General features: G+C 65.2%; 18 protein-coding genes. 5 read left to right on the forward strand and 13 right to left on the reverse strand.

The window, feature by feature from the left end; genetic code table 11:
• Entirely contained in the window at window positions 1–882 is an 882-nt protein-coding gene (locus CH262_RS16285) for an AAA family ATPase (RefSeq protein ID WP_027497532.1), read from the reverse strand.
• A 51-nt stretch (window positions 883–933) separates the two neighbouring features.
• Window positions 934–2,214 (reverse strand): glutamate-5-semialdehyde dehydrogenase, encoded by a 1,281-nt coding sequence (locus CH262_RS16290; protein ID WP_027497533.1) that lies wholly within the window; start codon window positions 2,212–2,214, stop codon window positions 934–936.
• Between the two features lie 114 nt (window positions 2,215–2,328).
• Between CH262_RS16290 and CH262_RS16295 the strand changes: the two genes are divergently transcribed.
• The gene (locus CH262_RS16295; protein WP_179275026.1) at window positions 2,329–3,447 is read left to right on the forward strand and encodes an NADH:flavin oxidoreductase/NADH oxidase; all 1,119 of its coding nucleotides are present in this window, start codon (window positions 2,329–2,331) and stop codon (window positions 3,445–3,447) included.
• Between the two features lie 20 nt (window positions 3,448–3,467).
• Here the strand turns inward: CH262_RS16295 and CH262_RS16300 are convergent, their stop codons facing one another.
• The 9 genes from CH262_RS16300 to CH262_RS16340 all read right to left on the reverse strand — a co-directional run bounded on the left by CH262_RS16300 (window position 3,468) and on the right by CH262_RS16340 (window position 16,316).
• Window positions 3,468–4,424, reverse strand: a complete 957-nt coding sequence (locus CH262_RS16300; RefSeq protein WP_094717939.1) for a D-2-hydroxyacid dehydrogenase — start codon at window positions 4,422–4,424, stop codon at window positions 3,468–3,470.
• Window positions 4,424–5,854, reverse strand: coding sequence for an MFS transporter (locus CH262_RS16305; RefSeq protein WP_051365181.1), 1,431 nt, complete (start codon window positions 5,852–5,854; stop codon window positions 4,424–4,426). The genes CH262_RS16300 and CH262_RS16305 overlap by 1 nt, the downstream gene beginning before the upstream one ends.
• Before the next feature lie 111 nt (window positions 5,855–5,965).
• The gene (locus tag CH262_RS16310; RefSeq protein WP_032399930.1) at window positions 5,966–7,162 is read right to left on the reverse strand and encodes a M20 family metallopeptidase; all 1,197 of its coding nucleotides are present in this window, start codon (window positions 7,160–7,162) and stop codon (window positions 5,966–5,968) included.
• On the reverse strand, window positions 7,159–8,538 hold the full coding sequence (locus CH262_RS16315; RefSeq protein WP_256988824.1) for an aminotransferase-like domain-containing protein: 1,380 nt from the start codon (window positions 8,536–8,538) through the stop codon (window positions 7,159–7,161). The genes CH262_RS16310 and CH262_RS16315 overlap by 4 nt, the downstream gene beginning before the upstream one ends.
• A 3-nt stretch (window positions 8,539–8,541) precedes the next feature.
• On the reverse strand, window positions 8,542–9,720 hold the full coding sequence (locus CH262_RS16320; RefSeq protein ID WP_179275027.1) for a M24 family metallopeptidase: 1,179 nt from the start codon (window positions 9,718–9,720) through the stop codon (window positions 8,542–8,544).
• Between the two features lie 221 nt (window positions 9,721–9,941).
• The gene (locus tag CH262_RS16325) at window positions 9,942–10,655 is read right to left on the reverse strand and encodes a GntR family transcriptional regulator (protein ID WP_027497540.1); all 714 of its coding nucleotides are present in this window, start codon (window positions 10,653–10,655) and stop codon (window positions 9,942–9,944) included.
• Window positions 10,656–10,669: 14 nt separating this feature from the next.
• Window positions 10,670–12,145, reverse strand: coding sequence for an NAD-dependent succinate-semialdehyde dehydrogenase (locus tag CH262_RS16330; protein ID WP_094717940.1), 1,476 nt, complete (start codon window positions 12,143–12,145; stop codon window positions 10,670–10,672).
• Window positions 12,142–15,054, reverse strand: coding sequence for an FAD-binding and (Fe-S)-binding domain-containing protein (locus CH262_RS16335; RefSeq protein ID WP_094717941.1), 2,913 nt, complete (start codon window positions 15,052–15,054; stop codon window positions 12,142–12,144). Before CH262_RS16335 ends, CH262_RS16330 begins: the two co-directional genes overlap by 4 nt.
• Window positions 15,051–16,316, reverse strand: a complete 1,266-nt coding sequence (locus CH262_RS16340; RefSeq protein ID WP_094718021.1) for an aspartate aminotransferase family protein — start codon at window positions 16,314–16,316, stop codon at window positions 15,051–15,053. The genes CH262_RS16335 and CH262_RS16340 overlap by 4 nt, the downstream gene beginning before the upstream one ends.
• A gap of 165 nt (window positions 16,317–16,481) precedes the next feature.
• Between CH262_RS16340 and CH262_RS16345 the strand changes: the two genes are divergently transcribed.
• The 3 genes from CH262_RS16345 to CH262_RS16355 are packed head-to-tail and all read left to right on the forward strand — an operon-like array spanning window position 16,482 to window position 18,190.
• Complete coding sequence (locus CH262_RS16345; protein ID WP_373453787.1) at window positions 16,482–17,309, forward strand: ribokinase; 828 nt, start codon at window positions 16,482–16,484, stop codon at window positions 17,307–17,309.
• Complete coding sequence (locus CH262_RS16350; protein ID WP_094717943.1) at window positions 17,306–17,776, forward strand: helix-turn-helix transcriptional regulator; 471 nt, start codon at window positions 17,306–17,308, stop codon at window positions 17,774–17,776. The genes CH262_RS16345 and CH262_RS16350 overlap by 4 nt, the downstream gene beginning before the upstream one ends.
• 9 nt (window positions 17,777–17,785) lie before the next feature.
• Complete coding sequence (locus tag CH262_RS16355; RefSeq protein WP_027497546.1) at window positions 17,786–18,190, forward strand: VOC family protein; 405 nt, start codon at window positions 17,786–17,788, stop codon at window positions 18,188–18,190.
• 19 nt (window positions 18,191–18,209) lie between these two features.
• Here the strand turns inward: CH262_RS16355 and crcB are convergent, their stop codons facing one another.
• Both crcB and CH262_RS16365 read right to left on the reverse strand, forming a co-directional pair.
• Window positions 18,210–18,584 (reverse strand): fluoride efflux transporter CrcB, encoded by a 375-nt coding sequence (gene crcB / locus CH262_RS16360; protein ID WP_027497547.1) that lies wholly within the window; start codon window positions 18,582–18,584, stop codon window positions 18,210–18,212.
• The gene (locus CH262_RS16365) at window positions 18,581–18,994 is read right to left on the reverse strand and encodes a CrcB family protein (RefSeq protein ID WP_080729950.1); all 414 of its coding nucleotides are present in this window, start codon (window positions 18,992–18,994) and stop codon (window positions 18,581–18,583) included. The genes crcB and CH262_RS16365 overlap by 4 nt, the downstream gene beginning before the upstream one ends.
• A 45-nt stretch (window positions 18,995–19,039) precedes the next feature.
• Between CH262_RS16365 and CH262_RS16370 the strand changes: the two genes are divergently transcribed.
• Window positions 19,040–21,157, forward strand: a complete 2,118-nt coding sequence (locus tag CH262_RS16370) for a RecQ family ATP-dependent DNA helicase (protein WP_094717944.1) — start codon at window positions 19,040–19,042, stop codon at window positions 21,155–21,157.
• Window positions 21,158–21,251: the final 94 nt, after the last annotated feature.

A 21,251-nucleotide genomic window follows, 5' to 3' on the forward strand; every position in this document is an offset into this window, starting at 1 on the left:
TCAGTTCAGCCGCAGTTCGGCGGCGGCGCGCACCTGATCGGACTGATGCTTGAGCACGACTCCGAGCGTCGACCGGACCGCGTCGTCGTCGAGGGTGTCCATGCCGAGGGCCAGGAGTGTGCGACCCCAGTCGATCGTCTCGGCCACCGACGGCAACTTCTTGAGCTGCATCCCGCGGAGCACGCGGACGGTCTTGATCATCTGCTCCGCGATCGCCTCGGGCAGTTCGGGAACGCGGCTGGCCAGGATTCGACGCTCGAGGTCCGCGTCGGGGAAGTCGAGGTGCAGGAACAGGCAGCGGCGCTTGAGAGCTTCCGACAGTTCACGCGTGGCATTGGAGGTCAACACGACGAACGGGGTGCGCTCCGCCGTGATCGTGCCCAGCTCGGGAATGGTGATCGCGAAGTCGCTGAGCACCTCGAGCAGCAAGCCCTCGATCTCGACATCTGCCTTGTCGGTCTCGTCGATCAGGAGCACGGTCGGCTCGGTTCGGCGAATGGCCTGCAGCAGTGGCCGAGCCAGCAGAAACTCCTCGGAGAACACGTCGAGCTTCGTCGAGTCCCAGTCGGCACTCGAGCCGGATTGGATACGCAGGATCTGTTTGGCGTGGTTCCACTCGTACAGAGCCCTCGCCTCGTCGACGCCCTCGTAGCACTGCAGTCGCACCAGTTCGGCTCCGGTCGACTGCGCGACCGCGCGCGCCAATTCGGTCTTGCCGACTCCGGCGGGACCCTCGATCAACAGCGGCTTGCCGAGGCGATCGGCGAGAAAGACCGATGTGGCCGTGGCCTTGTCGGCCAGATACCCCGTCTCGGCCAGACGGGCCTGAACATCGTTCACGCTCGCGAACAACGGTGGTGTCGTCGGTAGGGCACGGTCCACGTCACAACTCCTGGAAGATCGGGTCTGGCGGGTCGAGTGGCTGCAGGCCGGTCAGACGGGTCTGACGTGCCCGTCGCCCCACACCGTCCATTTGGTCGAGGTCAGCTCGGGCAGGCCCATGGGGCCGCGGGCGTGCAGCTTCTGGGTGGAGATGCCGATCTCGGCACCGAAGCCGAACTGCTCGCCGTCGGTGAACGCGGTGGAGGCGTTGACCATCACGGCAGCCGCGTCGACTCGTCGGGTGAATTCGCGCGCAGCACCGATGTCCGACGCGACGATCGCCTCGGTATGGCCGGTGCCGTATCGGTCGATGTGGTCGATTGCCTCGTCGATGCCGTCGACCACCTTCAGCGCGATGTCGAGCGAGAGGTATTCCTGCGACCAATCGTCGTCGCCTGCAGGAACCAACCCCGGCAGATCACCGTGCACCGTGACGCTGTGCATCTGGAACGCCTGCAACAACCTCGGCACCATGGTCTCGGCGATCGCGGCATCGACCAGCACCGTTTCGGCGGCATTGCACACGCTCACACGGCGGGTCTTGGCGTTGAGCACGATCTTCTCGGCCGTCTCCGCGTCGGCGGAGGAATGCAGATAGACGTGGCAGTTACCCACCCCGGTCTCGATGGTGGGAACCGTGGCATCACGCACGACCGCGGCGATCAGACCCGCTCCCCCACGCGGGATCACGACATCGACCAGCCCGCGGGCCTGAATGAGGTGGGTGACCGTCGACCGATCAGCACTGCCGAGCAGTTGTACGGCCGATTCCGGCAGCCCGTGGCTCGTGAGCGCACCCTGCAGCGCCTCGACCAGGGCTGCGTTCGACTGCGCCGCGGACGAGGATCCCCGCAGCAGCACTGCGTTCCCGGATTTGAACGCCAGACCGAACGCGTCGACGGTCACGTTGGGGCGCGCCTCGTAGACCATGCCCACGACGCCCAGCGGTACCCGCATCTGCCTGATCTCGAGCCCGTTGGGGAGCGTCGATCCGCGGATGACCTCGCCGATCGGATCGGGTAGGCCCGCCACCTGCCGCAGCCCGGCGGCAATACCGTCGATGCGCGGTGCCGTCAACCGCAGCCGATCGAGCAGACCCTCGTCCGTTCCCGCAGCGCGGGCGATCTCGATGTCGGCGGCGTTGGCTGCGAGTACCGGCTCCGCTGCGGCCAGCACGGCGTCGGCCGCGGCATGCAGCAGCGAATCCTTTTCCGCAGTGGTCAGCAACGCCAGTGCACGTGAAGCGACGCGGGCTCGGCGAGCAGCCGAGTGCACGTTCTCGCGCTCGTCGGCAGAGGACGGCACCGAAGCGGCCGAGACGGAAGCAGTCATGCACTACACACTAATAGGGCCGGGGAATGAAGCTGCATCTCCACGTCGTTGCAGCACAGCGTGGACATCGCCGACGTCACCGACGTCGAGACCGACAGACCGGAGGAACCACCTGTGAGTGCCCTGTTCGAGCCCCTGACATTGCGCGAGCTCACCTTTCCCAACCGGGTATGGATGGCACCGATGTGCCAGTACTCGGCCGACGAGACGGGCGAGAACGTCGGCGTCGCGGGCGACTGGCATCGCACCCACCTGGTGAGCCGCGCGATCGGCGGAGCCGGCCTGATCATCACCGAGGCCACAGCGGTCAGCCCCGAGGGCCGAATCAGCCCGTCGGACCTGGGCATCTGGAACGACACACAGGCCGACGCACTGGCCGAGATCGTCACCGAGATCTCGTCCTTCGGTACCGTCCCGGGCATCCAGCTGGCGCATGCGGGCCGGAAGGGCTCGACGGCGGCTCCCTGGCTCGGTGGCACATCACTGCCCGCCGAGGATCCCCGGAGCTGGGAGACCGTGGGCCCGAGCGCCGTACCGTTCGGTCGCTACGCGACACCACGGGAGGCGACAGCCGACGACATCGCGAAGATCGTCGACGATTTTCGTAACGCTGCGCGGCGCGCACTGAAGGCCGGGTTCCAGGTGGCCGAGATACACGGCGCGCACGGATACCTCCTGCACCAATTCCTCTCGCCTGCCAGCAATACCCGCACCGACGCCTACGGCGGCGACTTCGCGGGACGGACTCGCCTGCTGATCGAGGTGGTCGACGCGGTCCGTGAGGTGTGGCCTGCCGAGCTTCCGGTTTTCGTCCGTCTGTCGGCAACGGACTGGCTCGACGAACCCGAGAAGTCCGATGCTGCAGCCGACTTGGAGGCTCCGAGTTGGACCTCTGATCAGACTGTCGCGCTGGCGCAGATACTTACCGAGCACGGCGTGGATCTCGTCGATACGTCCACCGGCGGGAACGTACGCGCCGAGATTCCGGTCGAACCCGGTTACCAGGTGCCGTTCGCACGGCGTATCCAGAACGAGACCACGATGCCGGCCGCAGCGGTGGGGATGATCACCGAACCGAAACAGGCCGAGGACATCGTTTCGCTCGGCGAGGCAACTGCGGTGCTTCTCGCCCGTGAGCTGCTGCGCGATCCGTACTGGCCACGGCGCGCGGCCCGCGAATTCGGAGTGGAGATGACACCGGCAGTGGCACCGCAGTACGAGCGGGCCTACTGACAGTCACATCACGAGACCGGTCACACCACGAAACCGAGCTTCTTGTCGACGACGTTGCGCAGCTGTTCGCCGCGGAAGTATCGCTGCGCGTTGTCGACGAAGACGTCGGCGAGACGACTCTTCCACCCTGACGCGTCGCCGCTCATGTGCGGAGTGACGACCACGTTCTCGGCCGCCCACAGCGGGTGATCGGCCGGGAGTGGCTCGGTCTCGAAGACGTCGAGCGCAGCCCCGGCGAGGTGTCCCGAATCGAGATGGGTGAGCAGGGCATCGGTGTCGAGTAGCTCGCCGCGACCGACGTTGATCACCCTGGATCCGGGACGCATCGCAGCGAGGACCGCGTCGTCGACCAGGCCCCTGGTCTGCTCGGTCAACGGTGCGACGAGCACCAGGTACTCGGCCGCACCGACCACTGTCGACAACTCGTCGCTCGCATGTACCGTCCCGAAATCCGGGTCGCCCTCGCGAGCTGTTCGGCCGACTCCGGAGACCGACATGCCCACTGCCGTCAACAAAGTGGCAATGGCTCGTCCGATTGCTCCGGTGCCCACGATCATCACGTGTGCACCGTCGATGCGTTCGGTCTCGCGGTGTTGCCAGATCTTCGAATGCTGCAGTGTGCGCGAACGTTCGGAGTCCTTGGCGAACGCGAGGATCTGGGCCAGCACGAACTCCGCGATAGGTCGGTCGAACACTCCACGCGAATTGGTCACGACCACATCGGATTCCACCAGTTCGTCGAACAACAACGAGTCCACTCCGGCAGCGGCGATATGGATCCACTTCAGCGAACCGCACTGCGGCCAGGCGGATCGGACTGCAGGCGAGAAGAAATCCCACAGCAGCAGGGCATCGGCGCCGTCGACGGCCTCGGCGAGCGTGTCGGCGGTGGCATATCTGATGTCGGCGACCTTCGCGACGGAATCGAGTCCGTCAGGAAGGTCGCCGGCATGCAGAACGGCCAGAACCGGACGCACTACTTCGACTTGTATCCGACGAGCTCGACGCCGGACGCAGCGACCTCGTCGTCGTTGTCACCGGGGCACTGGGTGCCGCGCAACGACCGGCCGGCGGTTTCGGGCATCAACAGGATCGGAACGAACGCGATGGCAGCTGCGATCATCATGTACCAACCCGGGATCAGGTTGGAACCCGTGCGGTCGATCAGGAACGTCAGAATCAGCGGTGCCGTGCCGCCGAAGAGCGCCGTGGAGACGTTGTATCCGATGGCGAACGCTCCGTAGCGCACCTGGGTGGGAAACAGTGCGGGCAGCGTCGACGACACGCAGGAGCACATGATGACCAGCAGCACGCCGAGACCGAGCAGGCCGATGCTCTGGCCGATCAGTCCGGTGTTGATGATCAGCAGAAACAGCGGGACGCTGAACACGAAGTACCCCACGCAGGCGACCAGCAGCAACGGCTTTCGGCCCACCCGGTCGGACAGAGCGCCGATGGGGTTGATGATCAACATCATGATGATCATGATGGCCACGAGAGTGAAGTTGGACTGAGTCGTGCTGTGCCCCAACGTGTCGCTGAGGTACGAGGGCAAGAACGTGAGCACCGTGTAGTACGCGATGTTGAGCAGCAGCACGAATCCCATCAGAATCAGGATCCGCTGCCAATACGTCAGGGTGGCCTTGAGGGAGGTGACTGCTCCACCTGCACCTTCTTCGACCGTGCCGCCGTCTTCCTTGGCCTCGGCGAACACCGGAGAGTCCTCGAGCCGGGTCCGCAGCCACAACGCGACGATGCCCAGCGGGAGCGTCACCAGGAACGGGATTCGCCAGCCCCAGGCCTCCATGGTCTCGTCTCCGAGCCCGACGTTGAGCAGGGTGCACAGGGTGGCCCCGCCCACCGTGCCTGCGAGGGTGCCGAATTCGAGGAACGACCCGAAGAATCCGCGGCGCTTGTCGGGCGCGTACTCGGCCATGAACACTGCTGCGCCGCCGTACTCACCGCCGGTGGAGAAGCCCTGCACCAGTCGGCAGACGAGCAACAGCAACGGTGCTGCGATACCAATGGTGTCGAACGTCGGCAGCACACCGATCGCCGCCGTGGCCAACGTCATCATCGAGACGGTCAGGACGAGGACCTTCTGACGACCGATGCGGTCGCCGAGCGGGCCGAGCACGATGCCGCCGATGGGGCGAATGATGAACGACGCGGCCAGCACGGCGAATGTGGAGAGCAGGCTCGCTCCCCCGTCGTCCGACGGAAAGAAGTTGGCGGCGATGTAGACGGCGAGGTAGCCGTACACCGCGTAGTCGAACCACTCCACGGCGTTGCCCAGTGCGGACCCGCCGATCGCGCGATGCAGAATTTTCGTTTCGTTCGCGCTGAGTGTGTCGGTACTCGGCGGATATCCGGTCGGCGAAGCTGCCGACCCTGAAGTTTCGGTCACGGTCCAATACCTCTCGCTTTATGACAACGTGGAGCGTCGGTTTGGTACTTCGCAGCGTCCGACTTTACGTCGACGCCGGGCGCACGTCTCGAACAACCCCCTCTTGGAAAACTAAAGACCAGGTGGCGCAGCGATTCTGGTGGCGATCAACGCGTACGCCTTTGCGCTGTCGGTCAATTGCTGCACGGCGACGGACTCGTCCGGCCGGTGCGCCTGGTTTTCGATCTCCCCGGGACCGAGCACGACGGTGCGGATACCCATCTGCTGTGCCACGAAACCACCATCGCACGAAGCAGTCCAGATGTCAGTGAAACCGGCAGATCCGATGTCGCGAACCGATTGCATTGCAGTGGTGACCAATCCATCGTCCGCAGCGGTCAGAAAGCCCGGCATTTCCATCGACACCTCGAGATGTACCTCGATTCCCGAACCGGTGATACCTGCCGCGTCGATGCGCGAACGCAGGTCGTCCACCACCTCCGCAGCGCTCTCGCCGGGTAGCAGCCGACGGTCGACCGTGAGTACGCACCGGTCGGCAACCATCGACGTACCGGTGCCTCCCGTCACGGTGCCCACGTTCCAGGTAGCGGGACCGAGTTCGGCGTGTGGATCCTCGTCCAATTCGATCTGCCAGTCCTCGATGACGGCGACGATGCGGGCGGCAGCGGATATCGCATTGGCACCGTTACGCGGCCGACCTGCATGAGCCGAACGCCCGCGCACGTCGATCTCGATATTCGCGGCTCCTCGGCAACCGACGATGGTCACCAGGTCCGTCGGCTCGGCCACCACGCAACACTGGAAACGACGGGGCCCCGGGTCGGCGACGAATGCTCGAATACCCAAGCCCGTGTCTTCCTCGTCCACCAGACACGCCAACGTCATCGGGAAGCGATCTGCAAGACCGGCACGGTTCACCGCATCCATAGCGGCCACCACTGCGGCCACTCCCCCCTTCATGTCGCATGCTCCCCGTCCGACCATGCGCCCCTCTCGCACGACCGCGGTGAACGGATCCGTCGTCCAGCCCGTGCCCGCCGGAACGACGTCGGAGTGGCCGACGAACAGGACCCCGGGGGTGTCATCGGGTCCGATCGATGCGATCACGTTCGGTCTGCCGGGAGCGACCTCGATCGTGCGAACGTCGAATCCCAGTGCGCGACATCGCTCCGCGAGGATTTTCGCGCACTTTTCTTCGGTGTCGCCCGGATTTTCACCGCCCGCCTCGATCAACGCGGCTGTGAGAGAAACGATCTCGTTCTCGTCGACGGCGTCGAGCAGAGACTGCTGGGCACTCGGAACGGTCATCGCGTGGGGTCGGAGGCGAGCAGATGCTTCGATTTTTCCACCGCGACGGCCAACCGCCTGATGCCTTCCTCGATGCGCTCGGGTGTCGACGAGGCGAAGCACAGCCGTAGCGAATCGTGAAACTTGCCGCCCACCGACAACGCCGGTCCCGGAATGTAGGCAACTCCCTCGGCCAGTGCGGTTTCGAACAGATCCTGCGTCGAGAAATCGTGGTCGTTTCCGCGCAACGTCGCCCACAGAAAGAAGCCCCCGTCGGGGTCCGTGGTGGACATCGCGTCACCGAAGTGTGTCGCAATGCTGTTCTGCATCGCCATCTTTCGCGGTAGGTACACCGCAGCCAGCGACCGCAGGTGCTCCTCGAGCAGCCCGCGCCGGATGTACTCGGCCACCATCCTCTGTGCCGGAAGATTCGTACAGGTGTCCATCGCCTGCTTGGCGTTGACGATCAACCGACGCGCTTCGGGGGCCGCGTCCACCCACCCCACGCGCAGACCGGGAGCGATCATCTTCGAGAAGGTCCGCACCGAGAAGATCAGCGGATCGTTCGGACTCAGCGCCCCGAAACTCGGGATCGGGTCCCCCGAGAAACGCAGCAGGCCATAAGGATCGTCGTCGAGAATCACCGAACCCCATCGGTGTGCCAACTCGATCAACAACAGTCGACGCTCGAGCGAGAGCGTGACCCCGGACGGATTCTGAAAGTTGGGAATCACGTAGATCATCTTCGGTAGACGCCCGGCTCGCTCGACGAGTTCGGGTAACGCCTCGACGATGAGACCGTCACTGTCCATCGGTGCCTCGAGAATATCGCCGCCGTAGCTCAACACGGTGGCAGTTCCGTTGGTGTACGTGGGACTTTCGACGATGACCAGATCACCGGGATCGACGAACAGCTTGCAAGCGATGTCGAGACCCTGCATGCCGCCCGAGGTGATGACGACCCGATCCTCGGACGTGGGTTCGCCGACGGACTCGAGATACGCCAACAACGCGTCGAGCAGACCTGGATCACCCTCGGTGGCACCGTAATCGAAGGCGTCCGCTGTGAGCACACTGCCGGCGATCTCGGTGAACGCGGCAGCCGGAACCGTCTCGGCTGCAGGAGATCCCATCGCGAACCTGACGATGTCGTGTTTCTGGGCGGCGAGAAGCGATGTCGACGAGTCGATCACTGATCCCACCAGTTGGTCGGTGCGCAGGGCCCAGGGAATGGCAGGAGTGGAGCCTGCGGAACGACCCTTTTGGTCAGGAGTGGAGCCCGCGGAACGACCCTTTTGGTCAGGAGTGGAGCCCGCGGAACGACCCTTTTGGTCAGGAGTGGAGCCTGCGGAACGACCCTTTTGGTCAGGAGTGGAGCCTGCGGTGGAGGTGGTCATGTCTCACTCCTTCGTCAGTAGTTCTCGGGGGTATGCGGTGAAGGTTTCGACGCCGGTGTCGGTGACTCGGACTGCTTCGGACACCTCGTATCCGTAGTCGTCCATCCACATTCCGCCGATGATGTGAAAGGTCATGTTCTCGGCCAGAACCGTCTCGTCGTCGGTGCGGAGGCTCACCGTGCGCTCGCCCCAGTCCGGGGCGTACGCGACGCCGATCGAGTAGCCGATGCGCGAGGGTTTGTGGAGGCCGTGCTTGGCCAGGCTGGTGTTCCATACCTGAGCCAGCTCGGTTGCGGTGACCCCGGGGCGGACCGTTGCCAGTACCTCGTTCAGCGCTTCACCGGTGGATTCCGCGAGGTATTTCAGACGCGGACTCGGCTTGCCGAGCACGATCGTGCGGGCCATCGGAATGTGGTACCGCCGGAACACCCCGGCCAGTTCGACGACGGTGGTCTCGCCGCGGACGAACCGTTGGTCCGACCACGTCAGATGCGGAGTGTCCGCTCCTGCCCCGGTCGGCAGCATCGGCACGATGGCTGGGTGATCGCCGCCGAAGTCGGCTGTGCCGCGTACCTGTGCGTTCATGATGGCGGCAGCTGCATCGCACTGCCGTTCCCCTACCGAAATCGCGTGGTGCGCAGCAGACATCGCGGCCTCGCACACCGTCGCCGCGCCGCGCATCAACGCGATCTCGGCCGGCGACTTGACCACGCGGATCCAATTGACCAACTCGTACGAGTCGGTGAATCGGTACTCGGGTAGCGATTTGACGAGCGCTTCGAAGGCCTTGGGGCTGAAGTAGTACGAGTCCATCTCCAGTCCCACTTGACCGTGCTCGAAGTTGTTGACCAACCCCAACTCTCGTAGCTTGGCGGCTACCCAGACGAACGGGTGGGTGTCTCTGCGCTGAACGAACGTCTCCGGGTATCCGAAGGTGTGGTCTTGCGGCAACCACGACGTACGGAACGCACCGTTGGCATCCATCTCGCGAGCGAAGAAGTACAGCTCGCCGTCCAGCGGCACGTACAGCATTTGCGGGGTATAGAACGAGAGTGCGTTGTAGCCCAGCAGATAGTAGAGATTCGCGGGGTCGGTGACGATCAGCGCAGTCAGGTTCTGCGACGCCATGCGCTGACGGACGGCTGCGAGCCGGTCGGCGTATTCCTCGTCGGTGAACGTGATGGGCGTGCTGTTCGGTACGTCCGGGTAGCGAGCCAGGCCGGGAGCAGCCCGTCCTGGAGTCTGCGCGGGTCCGATTGCGGTGACGTAGGCATCGTCGGATGAGGCGTTCACGGGCACCCCCTTCGGGAGGTCTTTTAGTAGATTGTTGACAATCAGGCTATCCGCAGGTGTCGGTGGGGAGCAAGGGCTGCCGTGTTAAAGCTGTGTTGCGCCCGAAGGCTCTACCCGGGTGTGGCGAGTACGGATTGCTCGGCCTGCTCGTCGACCATGGCTCGCGTCAGATCGTGCACGGCGGTGTCCATGTGTTCGTGGACGCCCTTCTCGAGCGCATCCCAATCCGATCCCAGCAGCAGATCGACGATCAGCTGATGTTCCTCGACCAGGGCTTCGGGACGGTAGTAAGCAGTTTCGAGATTTGCCATGCAAATGCGTGCCTCGGCCGCCAGCGTGGCGTACATACGAGACATCCGACTGTTTCTCGTGGCCGCTACCAGGGCAGTGTGGAAGGCAAGGTCGCGTTCGGCGAGGCCACGCCAATCCGCCCGATCGATGAAAGGCTGCATCTGCATCACGATGGCCGAGAGTTCGTCTGCGGTCTTGATCAGCTGGGCACGATCTCCATGTACCAGAGTCCATGCCGCACCGACCTCGATCGCTGCACGCGACTGGTAGATCTCGGCGACGTCGCCGCTGCTGAGCTCGACGACGAACACACCGCGGTTGCGGTAGCTGACGAGCAGTCCCTCCTGATTCAGACGCTGCAACGCCTCTCGCACGGGGCCACGTGAAATCTCCAGCTCCGCCGCGACATTCGCCTCGTTGATCTGTTCTCCGGGCGCGTAGGACCCGTCGATGATGCGATCGCGAATCTGATCCGCGATCACCATCGACGTGTTGCGTGCGTCGATCGGTGTCAGGCGTCTCGAACCGGGCATGATCAGAACCTTCCTCAGCTGCGGGGAATCGCGAAGTATTTGTACTCCAGAAACTCGTCTATTCCGACTTTCCCGCCCTCGCGGCCGAGTCCCGATTGTTTGACACCACCGAACGGGGCTGCCGGATTCGACACCAGCCCGGTGTTGAGCCCCACCATGCCCACCTCGAGGCGCTCCCCCATTCGCAGAGCCCGATCGATGTCCTGGGTGAACACGTATCCGACCAGTCCCCATTCGGTGTCGTTGGCCAGCGCGACGACCTCGTCCTCGGTGTCGAAGGGAACGATGGCGGCCACCGGTCCGAATATTTCCTGGGACATCAGATCCGATTCGGTATCGACATCGGTCAGGACGGTCGGTGGGTAGAAGTAGCCCGGCCCGTCCGGGGCCGCACCTCCGACGACGGCGCGGGCACCGCGCGCGAGAGCATCGTCGACCAGCGCCTGGACCTTGCCCCGGCCTGCGTCGTCGATCAGCGGCCCCACCTCGGTCCCGTGAGAAGCGCCCGCGCCCACCCTCAGCGCGCCCATTCGGTCGGCCAAAGCATCCGAAAAGCGTTGTGCCACACTGCGGTGAACGAAGAACCGATTCGCTGCGGTACATGCTTCGCCCATGTTGCGCATCTTGGCAACAATGGCTCCGTCGACGGCGCGGTCGAGGTCTGCATCGTCCATGACGACGAAGGGTGCATTCCCGCCCAGCTCCATCGACGTCCGCATCACCGTCGCCGCTGCCTGTTCGAGCAGAATCTTGCCCACCGCCGTGGATCCGGTGAAGCTGATCTTGCGGGCAGCGCCGCTGCTCATCCACGACCCCACGACACCCGACGCATCGGTGGTCGGCACGATGTTGACGACGCCCGCAGGCACCCCCGCCTCGTGGAGAATCTGCACCAGCGCAAGTGCCGTCAGCGGCGTCTGCTCGGCGGGCTTGAACACGACGGTGCAGCCTGCCGCAAGGGCAGGCCCGATCTTGCGAGTTCCCATGGCCAGCGGGAAGTTCCACGGCGTGACGAGAATGCAGGGCCCGACCGGCGCGCGGGTGACCACGATGCGGTTCTTCCCGTCTCCGGTCAGGGTGTGATCACCCGAGATGCGTACCGCTTCCTCGGAGAACCAGCGAAAGAACTCGGCTCCGTACGCCACCTCGCCGCGCGCGTCGGCGAGCGGTTTACCCATCTCGGCGGTGATGATCGCAGCGAGCTCCTCCGAGCGGGCCATGATCATCTCGTATGCCGTCCGCAGTATGTCGCTTCGCACTCGCGGTGCGGTGGCCGCCCACTCCGCCGCGGAGTCGACGGCTGCAGCAAGCGCTTTCTCTGCGTCCGCGATACCGCCGTCCGCAACCGTGGCGATGACCTCGCCTGTGGCCGGGTCCACGACGTCGAATCGGGCGTCCGATACCGACGGAGACCACGCACCACCGATGAAACAGTCTGTGGGAGAGGTGATGCGCGGACGCGTGAGGCTGGTGGTCGAGCTGGCGGTCATGGCCGCGGTCCTTTCGTCGAACGTGGATCGAGTATCTGTGCCAGGTGTACGGATGCATCGTCGCCCGAGTCACCGGTCAGTTGGCGCACCTGCATGTGACAGCTGAATCCATCGGTCAGAACAGGAGTGTCGGGTTCGGTAGCCCGCAACGCGGGCGCGAGAGCCTGCTCGGCGACATCCATGCTGAGCTCGTAATGCCGACTCTCGAAGCCGAAATTACCTGCTACACCGCAACATCCGGTGGCCTCACGTACCGACTCGACGCCCACGGCGGCGAGGGCCCGGCGCTGCGTTGCATCGCCGAACACGGCGTACTCGTGGCAGTGAGTCTGCACCGTGACCGCAGCCGGCATGTCGCCCGAGGGCTGCCAGCCCGCGCTTGCTTGATCGATCACCGCTCCGGCGAAGCTCTGGACGCGCGCCGCGACCCTCCTTGCCGCGTCCGTGGGGACCAGTTCGGGCATGTCCTTACGGAACGCGGCCGCACAGCTCGGTTCGGTCACGACGATCGGCCTGTCGGTACCGTCGTCCAGCGCCGCAACGGCTTTCGTCAGCTGCTTGCGAGCGGACTTCAGCTGACCCGTCGAAATCCACGTCAAGCCGCAGCACACATCCGTTCGGCATTCGGTGGTGCGTCCGGAGTCTTCGAGAACGCGTTGTGCCGCACCCGCGACCTCGGGGCGAAATCCCTGCGTGAACGTGTCGACGACGAGCACCACATCGGCGTCGCGGCCACCGCCGACTCGGACGGCATCGGCCAGTTCCTTCGACGACGCGAACCGAGGCAATGCGCGTTCGGTGGTCAGCCCACCCAGACGTGCCGCCACTGCCGACACCCGGGGTGTCAGCAGACGATTGAGCAGCGGTGCCGTTCGCTTCGTCACCGCGAGCCATCGAGGCAACCACCCGAGCGAGTAGTGCGACAGCGGCCGCAGCCGCCTCGCGTAGTGATGGTCGAGGAACTCCGATTTGTACGTGGCCATGTCGACGCCGACGGGACAGTCCGAGGAGCAGGCCTTGCACGACAGGCAGAGATCGAGCGACTCCGCAACGTCCTTCGATGCCCATCCGTCGGCCACCGTCGGAGAACTGCGCACCATCTCCTGCAGCACCCGCGCCCGGCCCCGCGTCGAATCCTTCTCGTCACCCGTCGCACGGTAGCTCGGGCACATGACGCCACCGGTTGTCGTTCGACATTTCCCCACGCCCACACAGGATTGGGTCGCATGGACGAACGGGTCCAGATCGGGTCGCGACCCTATCTGGTGCAGATCGAAGCTGGTCTTCCACTCCCGGGCCGGGATGCCTTGAAGCATCAGGTTGTCCATCAGGGGTTCGGGGTCGGTGATGGATCCGGGGTTCAGGATTCCCGCGGGGTCCCAGATGCGCTTGAACCGGGAGAAGGCGTCGAGCATGCGAGGGGAATACATGACCGGCAACAACTCCGAGCGCGCGCGGCCGTCACCGTGCTCGCCCGAAAGACTGCCGCCGTGCTTGACGACGACGCGTGCGGCAGCGCGCAGGAAGTCGTACATCACTCGTCGTCCGGCGTCGGTGCGTTGGTCGAAGGTGATCCGTACGTGCATGCAGCCGGCACCGAAGTGGCCGTACATCACTCCGGTCAAGTCATGCTCGGCCAGTAGCGAATTCAGGTCCGCGAGATACGCCGACAGGTTTTCCGGTGCCACGGCGGCGTCTTCCCAACCGCCCCAGGACTCGACTCCACTCGCCAGGCGCGTCGCCAAACCGGCACCGTCCTCGCGCACCCGCCACAACGCTGCGCGATCGGCCGCATCGGTCACGATACGACCCTCTTTGACGCGCCCGAGCCGACCGAGCGCCTCGAGCAACCGAGATGCCTTGTCCTGCACTTCTGTCGCATCGACCCCGTCGAGGTCGACGTACAACCAGGCATTTCCTGCAGGGAGCCCCCGTACCGAGTCCGGTCCGCGGCGATACTCCATCGTGCCGGCGATGTTGTCGTCGATTCCTTCGACGGCGGCGGGTGAGAACGCGAGAATGGTCGTCACGTCCGCCGCAGCGGACACCACGTCGTCGTATCCGAGACACAGCAGCAGTGCGGCTGGGGGTACGGGCACGACGGCGACGGTCACCGACACGATCACCGCGCAGGCACCTTCGCTTCCGACGAGAGCCCGGGCGACGTCGAAACCGTTCTCCGGCAACAGATGCGAGAGGTGGAATCCCGATACCTGACGCGGGATGCGACCCAACTCGACCCGCAAGAGCGCCAGGTTGTCCGACACCAGCGAGCGCAGCTCGTTCGAGATACGTTCGGCTGCAGCGACAGCCGCCGAGTCCTGAGTTCGCAGCGCCTGCACACCGGTGCGGGTGACTCGCAGCAGGTATCCGTCGGCGGTCACCACGTCCATGGCCACCGTGTGATCGGCGGTGCGTCCGTACCGCACGGAGTGGTTACCGCACGCGTCGTTGCCGACGGCTCCGCCCACGGTCGCGCGGGTCTTGCTGGACGGATCGGGCGCGAAGGTGAATGCACCGTCGGTCCGCGTCACCAGCTGACGTTGCAACTCCGAGATGACGATTCCGGGCTCGACGACGGCCGTCCTGGACTCGGTGTCGACCGAGAGCACCCGGTTCATGTGGCGCGAGAAGTCGAGGACGATTCCACGGCCGATTGCGTTGCCCGCCATGGAGGTACCGCCGCCACGCCCGGTGACGACAACGTCGGCGGCGGCACACAGCGACACGACCGTAGCCACTTCGTCGGCGCTGCGCGGGAAGACGACAGCGGCCGGCGGGACTCGGTAGTTCGACGCGTCGTAGGAGTATTCGGCCAACCGTCGGGACGAATCGTCGACGTCGATGCCCAGTCTTCGTACTCGCTGTACGAGTGCGGGCACCTCGGAACGAACAGGGGCTGCTGTCACAGGACGTTCTTCAATGTCCGCGACAACGCGTCGAGTCCGAACGTCATCTCGTCGTCGTTCACGATCAGTGCGGGGATGATACGAACCACGTTGCCGAGCGCACCGCAGGTGAGCAACAGCAGCCCTTCGTCGATGGCACCCTGTTGCACCCGCAGAGCAGCGGCGGCGTCGGGATTGCCCGAGCTGTCGACGAATTCGAGCGCCTGCATCAATCCGAGTCCCCGAGCATCACCGATGGCCGGGTGCTGTTCCTTCAGCGCGAGAAGGCCGTCGAGGAGAACTCGGCCCTGCGCTGCCGCGTTGTCGACCAGACCTTCCTCGCGCACGACGTCGAGGGTAGCGACTCCCGCCGCAGCAGCGACGGCGTTGCCGCCGTAGGTTCCGCCTTGCGACCCCGGCCATGCCTTGCCCATCAGCTCTGCCGATGCGGCGATCGCCGAGATCGGGAACCCGCTGGCGAGTCCTTTTGCGGTGATGAGGATGTCGGGAGTGATCGACGAGTGCTGATGGCCCCAGAACGTTCCGGTGCGTCCGACTCCGGCCTGCACCTCGTCGACTATCAGGGCGATGCCGTGGGTGTCGGCGCGTTCGCGCAAGCCCTCGAGGAATGCAGGGGGCGTGGGCAGGTACCCGCCGTCGCCCAGCACCGGCTCGATGATGAACGCAGCCGTGTCGGCGGGGCTGGATATCGTCATCAACAGGTAGTCGAGTTCCTTCAGCGCGAAGGCGACTGCGGTGTCCATGTCCCATCCGTACCGAAATGCATACGGAAACGGTGCGATGTGCACCCCACCCATGATCGGCGAGAATCCCGATCGGAACTTGGTTCCCGCCGTGGTGAGCGATGCAGCCGCCACCGTTCGCCCGTGGAAGCCGCCGTGGAATGCAACGATGTTCGGTCGACCGGTTGCCATGCGCGCCAATCGGATCGACGCCTCGACCGCCTCGGATCCCGAGTTCGCGTAGAACACACTGTCCAACCCGGCAGGCAACACCTCTCCGAGCTTGTCCGTCAGCGCGAGCAGGGGTTGATGCATGACGGTCGTGTACTGGGCGTGGATGATCTTGCCCACCTGTTCGCGAGCTGCCTCGACCACGCGGGGGTGGCAATGACCGGTGCTGGTGACGCCGATGCCGGTCGTGAAGTCGAGGTACTTACGCCCGTCGGTCCCGATGATCCAGCTGCCCTTTCCGTGGTCGACGACAATCGGGGTCGCCTGCTTGAGTGCGGGGCTGAGGTGGGTGCGAGTCGACGCTGTCATGGACGCCATCGTCACCCACCGATTCCGGATTGTCAACAATCTGCAATTATGCATTCGGGGCGGGATCGACCCGTTCGGTCGAGCCGAGGGCGATAGGGTTCGGTCGTGTCCGCATCGAACCCCCGCTCGAGCAGCCCGCGCATCGTCGTACTGGGCAGCATCAACATGGACCTGATCACTCGGACCCCCGCCCTGCCCGAACCGGGCGAAACCGTGTTGGGGACCTCGTTCGACACCGCACCCGGCGGCAAAGGTGCCAACCAGGCGATCGCGGCGTCGAAGTCGGGAGCTCGCGTGAGCTTCGTCGGGGCGGTCGGGGACGACGAATTCGGGCCGACACTGCGGCACACCCTAACCAGCGCAGGCGTCGACGACCATGCTCTGCGAACCGCAGCAGGAGCGTCCGGTATCGCCGCCATCACCGTCGACGACCGAGCCGAGAACAGCATCGTGGTCGTGGCCGGAGCCAACGGCGGTGTACACGAGCTCACCGACGACGACCTGGCAATCATCGACGAGGCCGATATCCTGCTGTGTCAGTTGGAGATTCCCCTAGAGACCGTACTCGCCGCGTTCGAGTACGCACACTCCCGCGCCGTCGTGACGATGCTCAACCCGTCCCCCGTCCAGGATCTGCCCGACGCTCTCGTTGCGGCCACCGACGTCCTGGTGGTCAACGAGGCCGAGGAAGCGCGCATCGGGAGTCGAGTGAACGACATAGAACATGTGGTCACCACGCTGGGCGCACGAGGCGCGAGATATCGCGGCTCGGAATCGTTCGAGGTACCCGCGCCGAAGGTCGAGGCGGTCGACACCACCGGAGCGGGTGACGCATTCGCCGGAGCACTCGCGGCATCCTGGTCGAGCGGACCCCGCGCTGCCATCGAATGGGCCGTCGCCGCAGGTGCTTTCGCTGCGACGGGAGCCGGCGCGAGCGCGTCCTCGGGAACGAGGGCCCAGATCGAATCCCTCCGCGGTGCGGACGCGCGATGACTGCGTACGACCCGACCGAGCTCCGCCTGCTGCGCCGCGCACGCGATCGAATGGATCGCGATTTCGCGCAACCGCTCGACGTCCCGTCACTCGCCAGAACCGCGCTGATGTCCACTGCACACTTCAGTCGCCGTTTTCGGGAGGCCTACGGCGAGACGCCGTACGCGCATCTGATGACACGACGGATCGAGCGCGCCAAAGCGCTGCTGCGACGCGGAGACGTCACGGTCACCGAGGCATGCTTCGCCGTCGGCTGTACCAGCCTCGGGTCGTTCAGCTCGAGATTCACCGAGATCGTGGGCGAGACACCGAGCGCCTACCGCGCCCGCGATCATCGTGGCAGCCACGCCGTACCCAGCTGCACCGCGATGGTTCTCGGACGCCCGATGCGAGGGCCCACATCCTCGACGGCGGCGGTGACCGAGCCGAGCAGAATCGAAGAAGCATCTGCGGCCGGGGCGTCCTAGCCTTCATCCATGACACTTTCACTGAGCCACGTTCACGTCTACACCGACGACCCCGACGCCTCGGTTGCGTTCTACCGAGACGCTCTCGGACTCGAGGTCAAGAGCGAGGTGGCCAACGACGGCTACCGCTGGATCACGCTGTCCACCAGCGAACAACCCGAGATCGAGGTCGTGTTGTCGCAGCCGCACGCGGGCCGTTCTCGGGAACTGGGCGATCAGCTCGCCGCGCTGCTGGCCAAGGGCGAGTTGCCGGGACTACTGTTCCGCGCCGACGACCTCGACGCCGCGTTCGAGCGGATCCGCGCGGCGGGTACGGGCGAGATACTGCAGGAGCCGACGAGTCAGCCCTGGGGTGCCCGCGATGCCGCGTTTCGTGATCCGGCCGGAAACATGGTGCGCGTCAGCCAAGCCTGAAGTGTGGTGCCCGCCTCGACTACAGAGCCGAGGCGAGCGCCAGACCGCCACCGCACGCGAGTACGGACGCCACCAGTGTGCCGATCGCGTTGACGGCGGCGTCGACCCGACGGCCCTGCTGCAGTAACCGCACGGTGTCCACGGTCGAGGTACTGAAGGTGGTGTAGCCCCCACAGAACCCGGTTCCGAGAACTGCCTGCGCATCGGTGGAGCCGGCGCGCAGCATCACCCAGCCGGCCAGCAACCCGAGCAAGAACGAGCCCGAGATGTTGATACCGACGGTTGCCCACGGGAAGCTCGTGCGCGAGCTCAGCCGTGACTTCACCTCCGCATCGACGAAGAATCGCGCGACCGACCCGAGCGCGCCGGCCAGGATCACCAGGGCCGCGATCATCGGATCACTCTGTTGGCGAACATGATTCCGGCTCCGGCCGCCACAACTCCCAACACCACACTGACGACGGCATATGCCGACGCCAGTCCGGTGAACCCGCCCCGGACACCCTCGACCGTTTCGAGGGCGAAGGTGCTGTACGTGGTGAACGCGCCACAGAACCCCGAACCGCCGAGCAACCGGAGCCGACGCCGTCCACCCGTATCGGGACCACTGCGCAGCAGCGACTCGAGCAGCAACCCCAGCACGAACGCACCGACGATGTTGATTCCGAAGGTGGCGAGAGGCCACTGCGACGTCGTGTGCGGGAGACGTTCCTCGATCGCATAGCGAGCAGCAGTGCCTGCCGCGCCGCCGACAAATACCGTTGCCAAGGCCGCGAGGTTGCGATGCGATGCCGGGTCGCTCACCGCCGGCTCTGCTCTCTGTCGTACCGATGCTGCACGATGAACAGTATGACGACAGCGACGCACGCGACCGTAGGCAACTTGCGCGAAGACGCCGAAAGGCTGCTGCGTGAGCTCGCCGGCCCCGATGCGGTGTTGCGCGAGGACCAGTGGACGGCAATAGAGGCGCTGGTCGTGCACCGTCGGCGGGCGTTGGTGGTCCAGCGGACCGGTTGGGGTAAGTCGGCTGTCTACTTCATCGCCGCGAAACTACTGCGCGCCCAGGGTCTGGGACCGACGGTCATCGTGTCGCCGCTGCTGGCGTTGATGCGAAACCAGGTCGCCTCTGCGCAGCGCGCCGGGGTGCGGGCGGCGACCATCAACTCGGGCAACATGACCGAGTGGGACGAGATCCATCAACAGGTGAACTCGGGTGAGCTCGACGTGCTGTTGGTCAGCCCGGAGCGCCTGAACAATCCCGACTTCCGCGACCAGGTGCTGCCGTCGTTGGCCGGTGACGCCGGCCTGGTCGTGGTCGACGAAGCCCACTGTGTCTCCGATTGGGGACATGATTTCCGGCCCGACTACCGGCGGATCCGAACCCTCATCGCCGAACTGCGCGACGGCATACCCGTGCTGGCCACCACCGCGACCGCGAACGACCGGGTGGTCGACGACGTCGCCGCCCAACTCGGGGTCGGCGGCGGAGACACCCTGGTCCTACGCGGCGGACTCGCACGAGACTCACTACGGATGTCGGTGGTGCGGATCGAGAACGCCACCGAGCGCGCAGCGTGGCTCGGCGATCACCTGAAGACCCTGCCGGGCTCCGGAATCATCTACACGCTGACGGTCTCGGCCGCCAAGGATCTCGCCGCGCTGCTCACCGACCAGGGCCACGTCGTGGCGTCGTACACCGGTCAGACCGACCCCACCGAACGCGAATCACTCGAAGCCGACCTACTCGCAAACCGGGTCAAGGCGCTCGTCGCGACCTCCGCACTCGGCATGGGGTTCGACAAACCCGACCTCGGCTTCGTCGTACACATGGGGGCACCGTCCTCGCCGATCTCCTACTACCAGCAGGTCGGTCGCGCCGGCCGCGCCACCGAACGCGCCGACGTCGTACTACTCCCCGGCCACGAGGACCGGCAGATCTGGAGCTATTTCGCCTCCGTCGCATTCCCGCGGGAACATCTCGTGCGACAGGTCATCGAGGCACTCGATACCGAGAAGGCTCAGTCGACCCAAGCTCTCGAGCCACTGGTCGAGCTCAATCGCAGCAGGCTCGAGATGGTGCTCAAGGTCCTGGACGTCGACGGGGCCGTCAGACGCGTCCGTGGCGGTTGGATGGCCACCGGTGAGTCGTGGACGTACGACGCGAGCCGCTACGAACGCCTCGAGCAAGCCAGGGACCGTGAGCAGCAGGCGATGCTCGACTACCAGAGCACCGATGGGTGCCGGATGGAATTTCTTCGTCGGCAGCTCGACGACCCCGATCTCGGCGCACCCGGCACCGAGTCCGACCGTTGCGGCCGATGCGACAACTGCACGGGCGAGCATCTCTCGTCCGCGGTCGATGCCACGTCGGTCGACTCTGCGAGGGCCCGGCTCGATCGCCCCGGACTCGATCTCCAGCCCCGAAAGCAGTGGCCCAGTGGGATGAAAAAGCTCGGTGTATCGCTCTCGGGCAAGATCAGCAACCCGCACCGACCGGGTCGCGTTCTCGGCCGCCTCACCGACCTCGGGTGGGGTGGACGCTTGCGAGCCCTGCTGGATGCACCCGACGCTCCCGTCACGGAAGCGCTGGAGAAGGCCTGCATCTCGGTGCTGGCCAACTGGGACTGGGCCGACCGGCCCACCGCCGTGCTGGCCCTCGACTCCCCCACCCACCCGCTGCTGGTGCGCTCGGTAGCCGAGCGCCTGGCAACCGTCGGGAAGCTGGAGAACCTGGGAGTGATGCAGGTCAGACCGGGACATCCCCCGGTATCGGCCGCGAATTCGGCCTTCCGAGTTGCCGGCCTGGTGGACTCGTGGGAGGTTCCGGACGTATCGTCCGTAGACGGGCCGATTCTGCTCGTCGATCTGCTCACCGACACCGGCTGGACGTTCACGTGCGCGACCGCTGCACTGCAGGCTGCGGGAGCGGATGCGATCCTCCCCTTCGCATTGGCAACGCCCAAATAGGGCACAGCGGCAACGCCGAACCAGGGCCTTCTCGGAATACGGGTTTGAAAACGCGCCAGGTGGGTACCGCCAGCCGATCCCGAAATATGTGAGC

Source organism: Rhodococcus sp. 05-2255-1e, assembly GCF_002259025.1.
In the GTDB taxonomy this organism is placed as follows: Bacteria; Actinomycetota; Actinomycetes; order Mycobacteriales; family Mycobacteriaceae; genus Rhodococcoides; species Rhodococcoides fascians.

Coding starts and splice junctions, on each gene's coding strand:
- CH262_RS16315 (WP_256988824.1), bottom strand. CDS start 8,538: ATGACCACCTCCACCGCAGGCTCCACTCCTGACCAAAAGGGTCGTTCC.
- CH262_RS16340 (WP_094718021.1), bottom strand. CDS start 16,316: ATGACAGCGTCGACTCGCACCCACCTCAGCCCCGCACTCAAGCAGGCG.
- CH262_RS16325 (WP_027497540.1), bottom strand. CDS start 10,655: ATGCCCGGTTCGAGACGCCTGACACCGATCGACGCACGCAACACGTCG.
- CH262_RS16350 (WP_094717943.1), top strand. CDS start 17,306: ATGACTGCGTACGACCCGACCGAGCTCCGCCTGCTGCGCCGCGCACGC.
- CH262_RS16370 (WP_094717944.1), top strand. CDS start 19,040: ATGACGACAGCGACGCACGCGACCGTAGGCAACTTGCGCGAAGACGCC.
- CH262_RS16330 (WP_094717940.1), bottom strand. CDS start 12,145: ATGACCGCCAGCTCGACCACCAGCCTCACGCGTCCGCGCATCACCTCT.
- CH262_RS16355 (WP_027497546.1), top strand. CDS start 17,786: ATGACACTTTCACTGAGCCACGTTCACGTCTACACCGACGACCCCGAC.
- CH262_RS16310 (WP_032399930.1), bottom strand. CDS start 7,162: ATGACCGTTCCGAGTGCCCAGCAGTCTCTGCTCGACGCCGTCGACGAG.
- CH262_RS16345 (WP_373453787.1), top strand. CDS start 16,482: ATGGACCTGATCACTCGGACCCCCGCCCTGCCCGAACCGGGCGAAACC.
- CH262_RS16290 (WP_027497533.1), bottom strand. CDS start 2,214: ATGACTGCTTCCGTCTCGGCCGCTTCGGTGCCGTCCTCTGCCGACGAG.
- crcB (WP_027497547.1), bottom strand. CDS start 18,584: ATGATCGCGGCCCTGGTGATCCTGGCCGGCGCGCTCGGGTCGGTCGCG.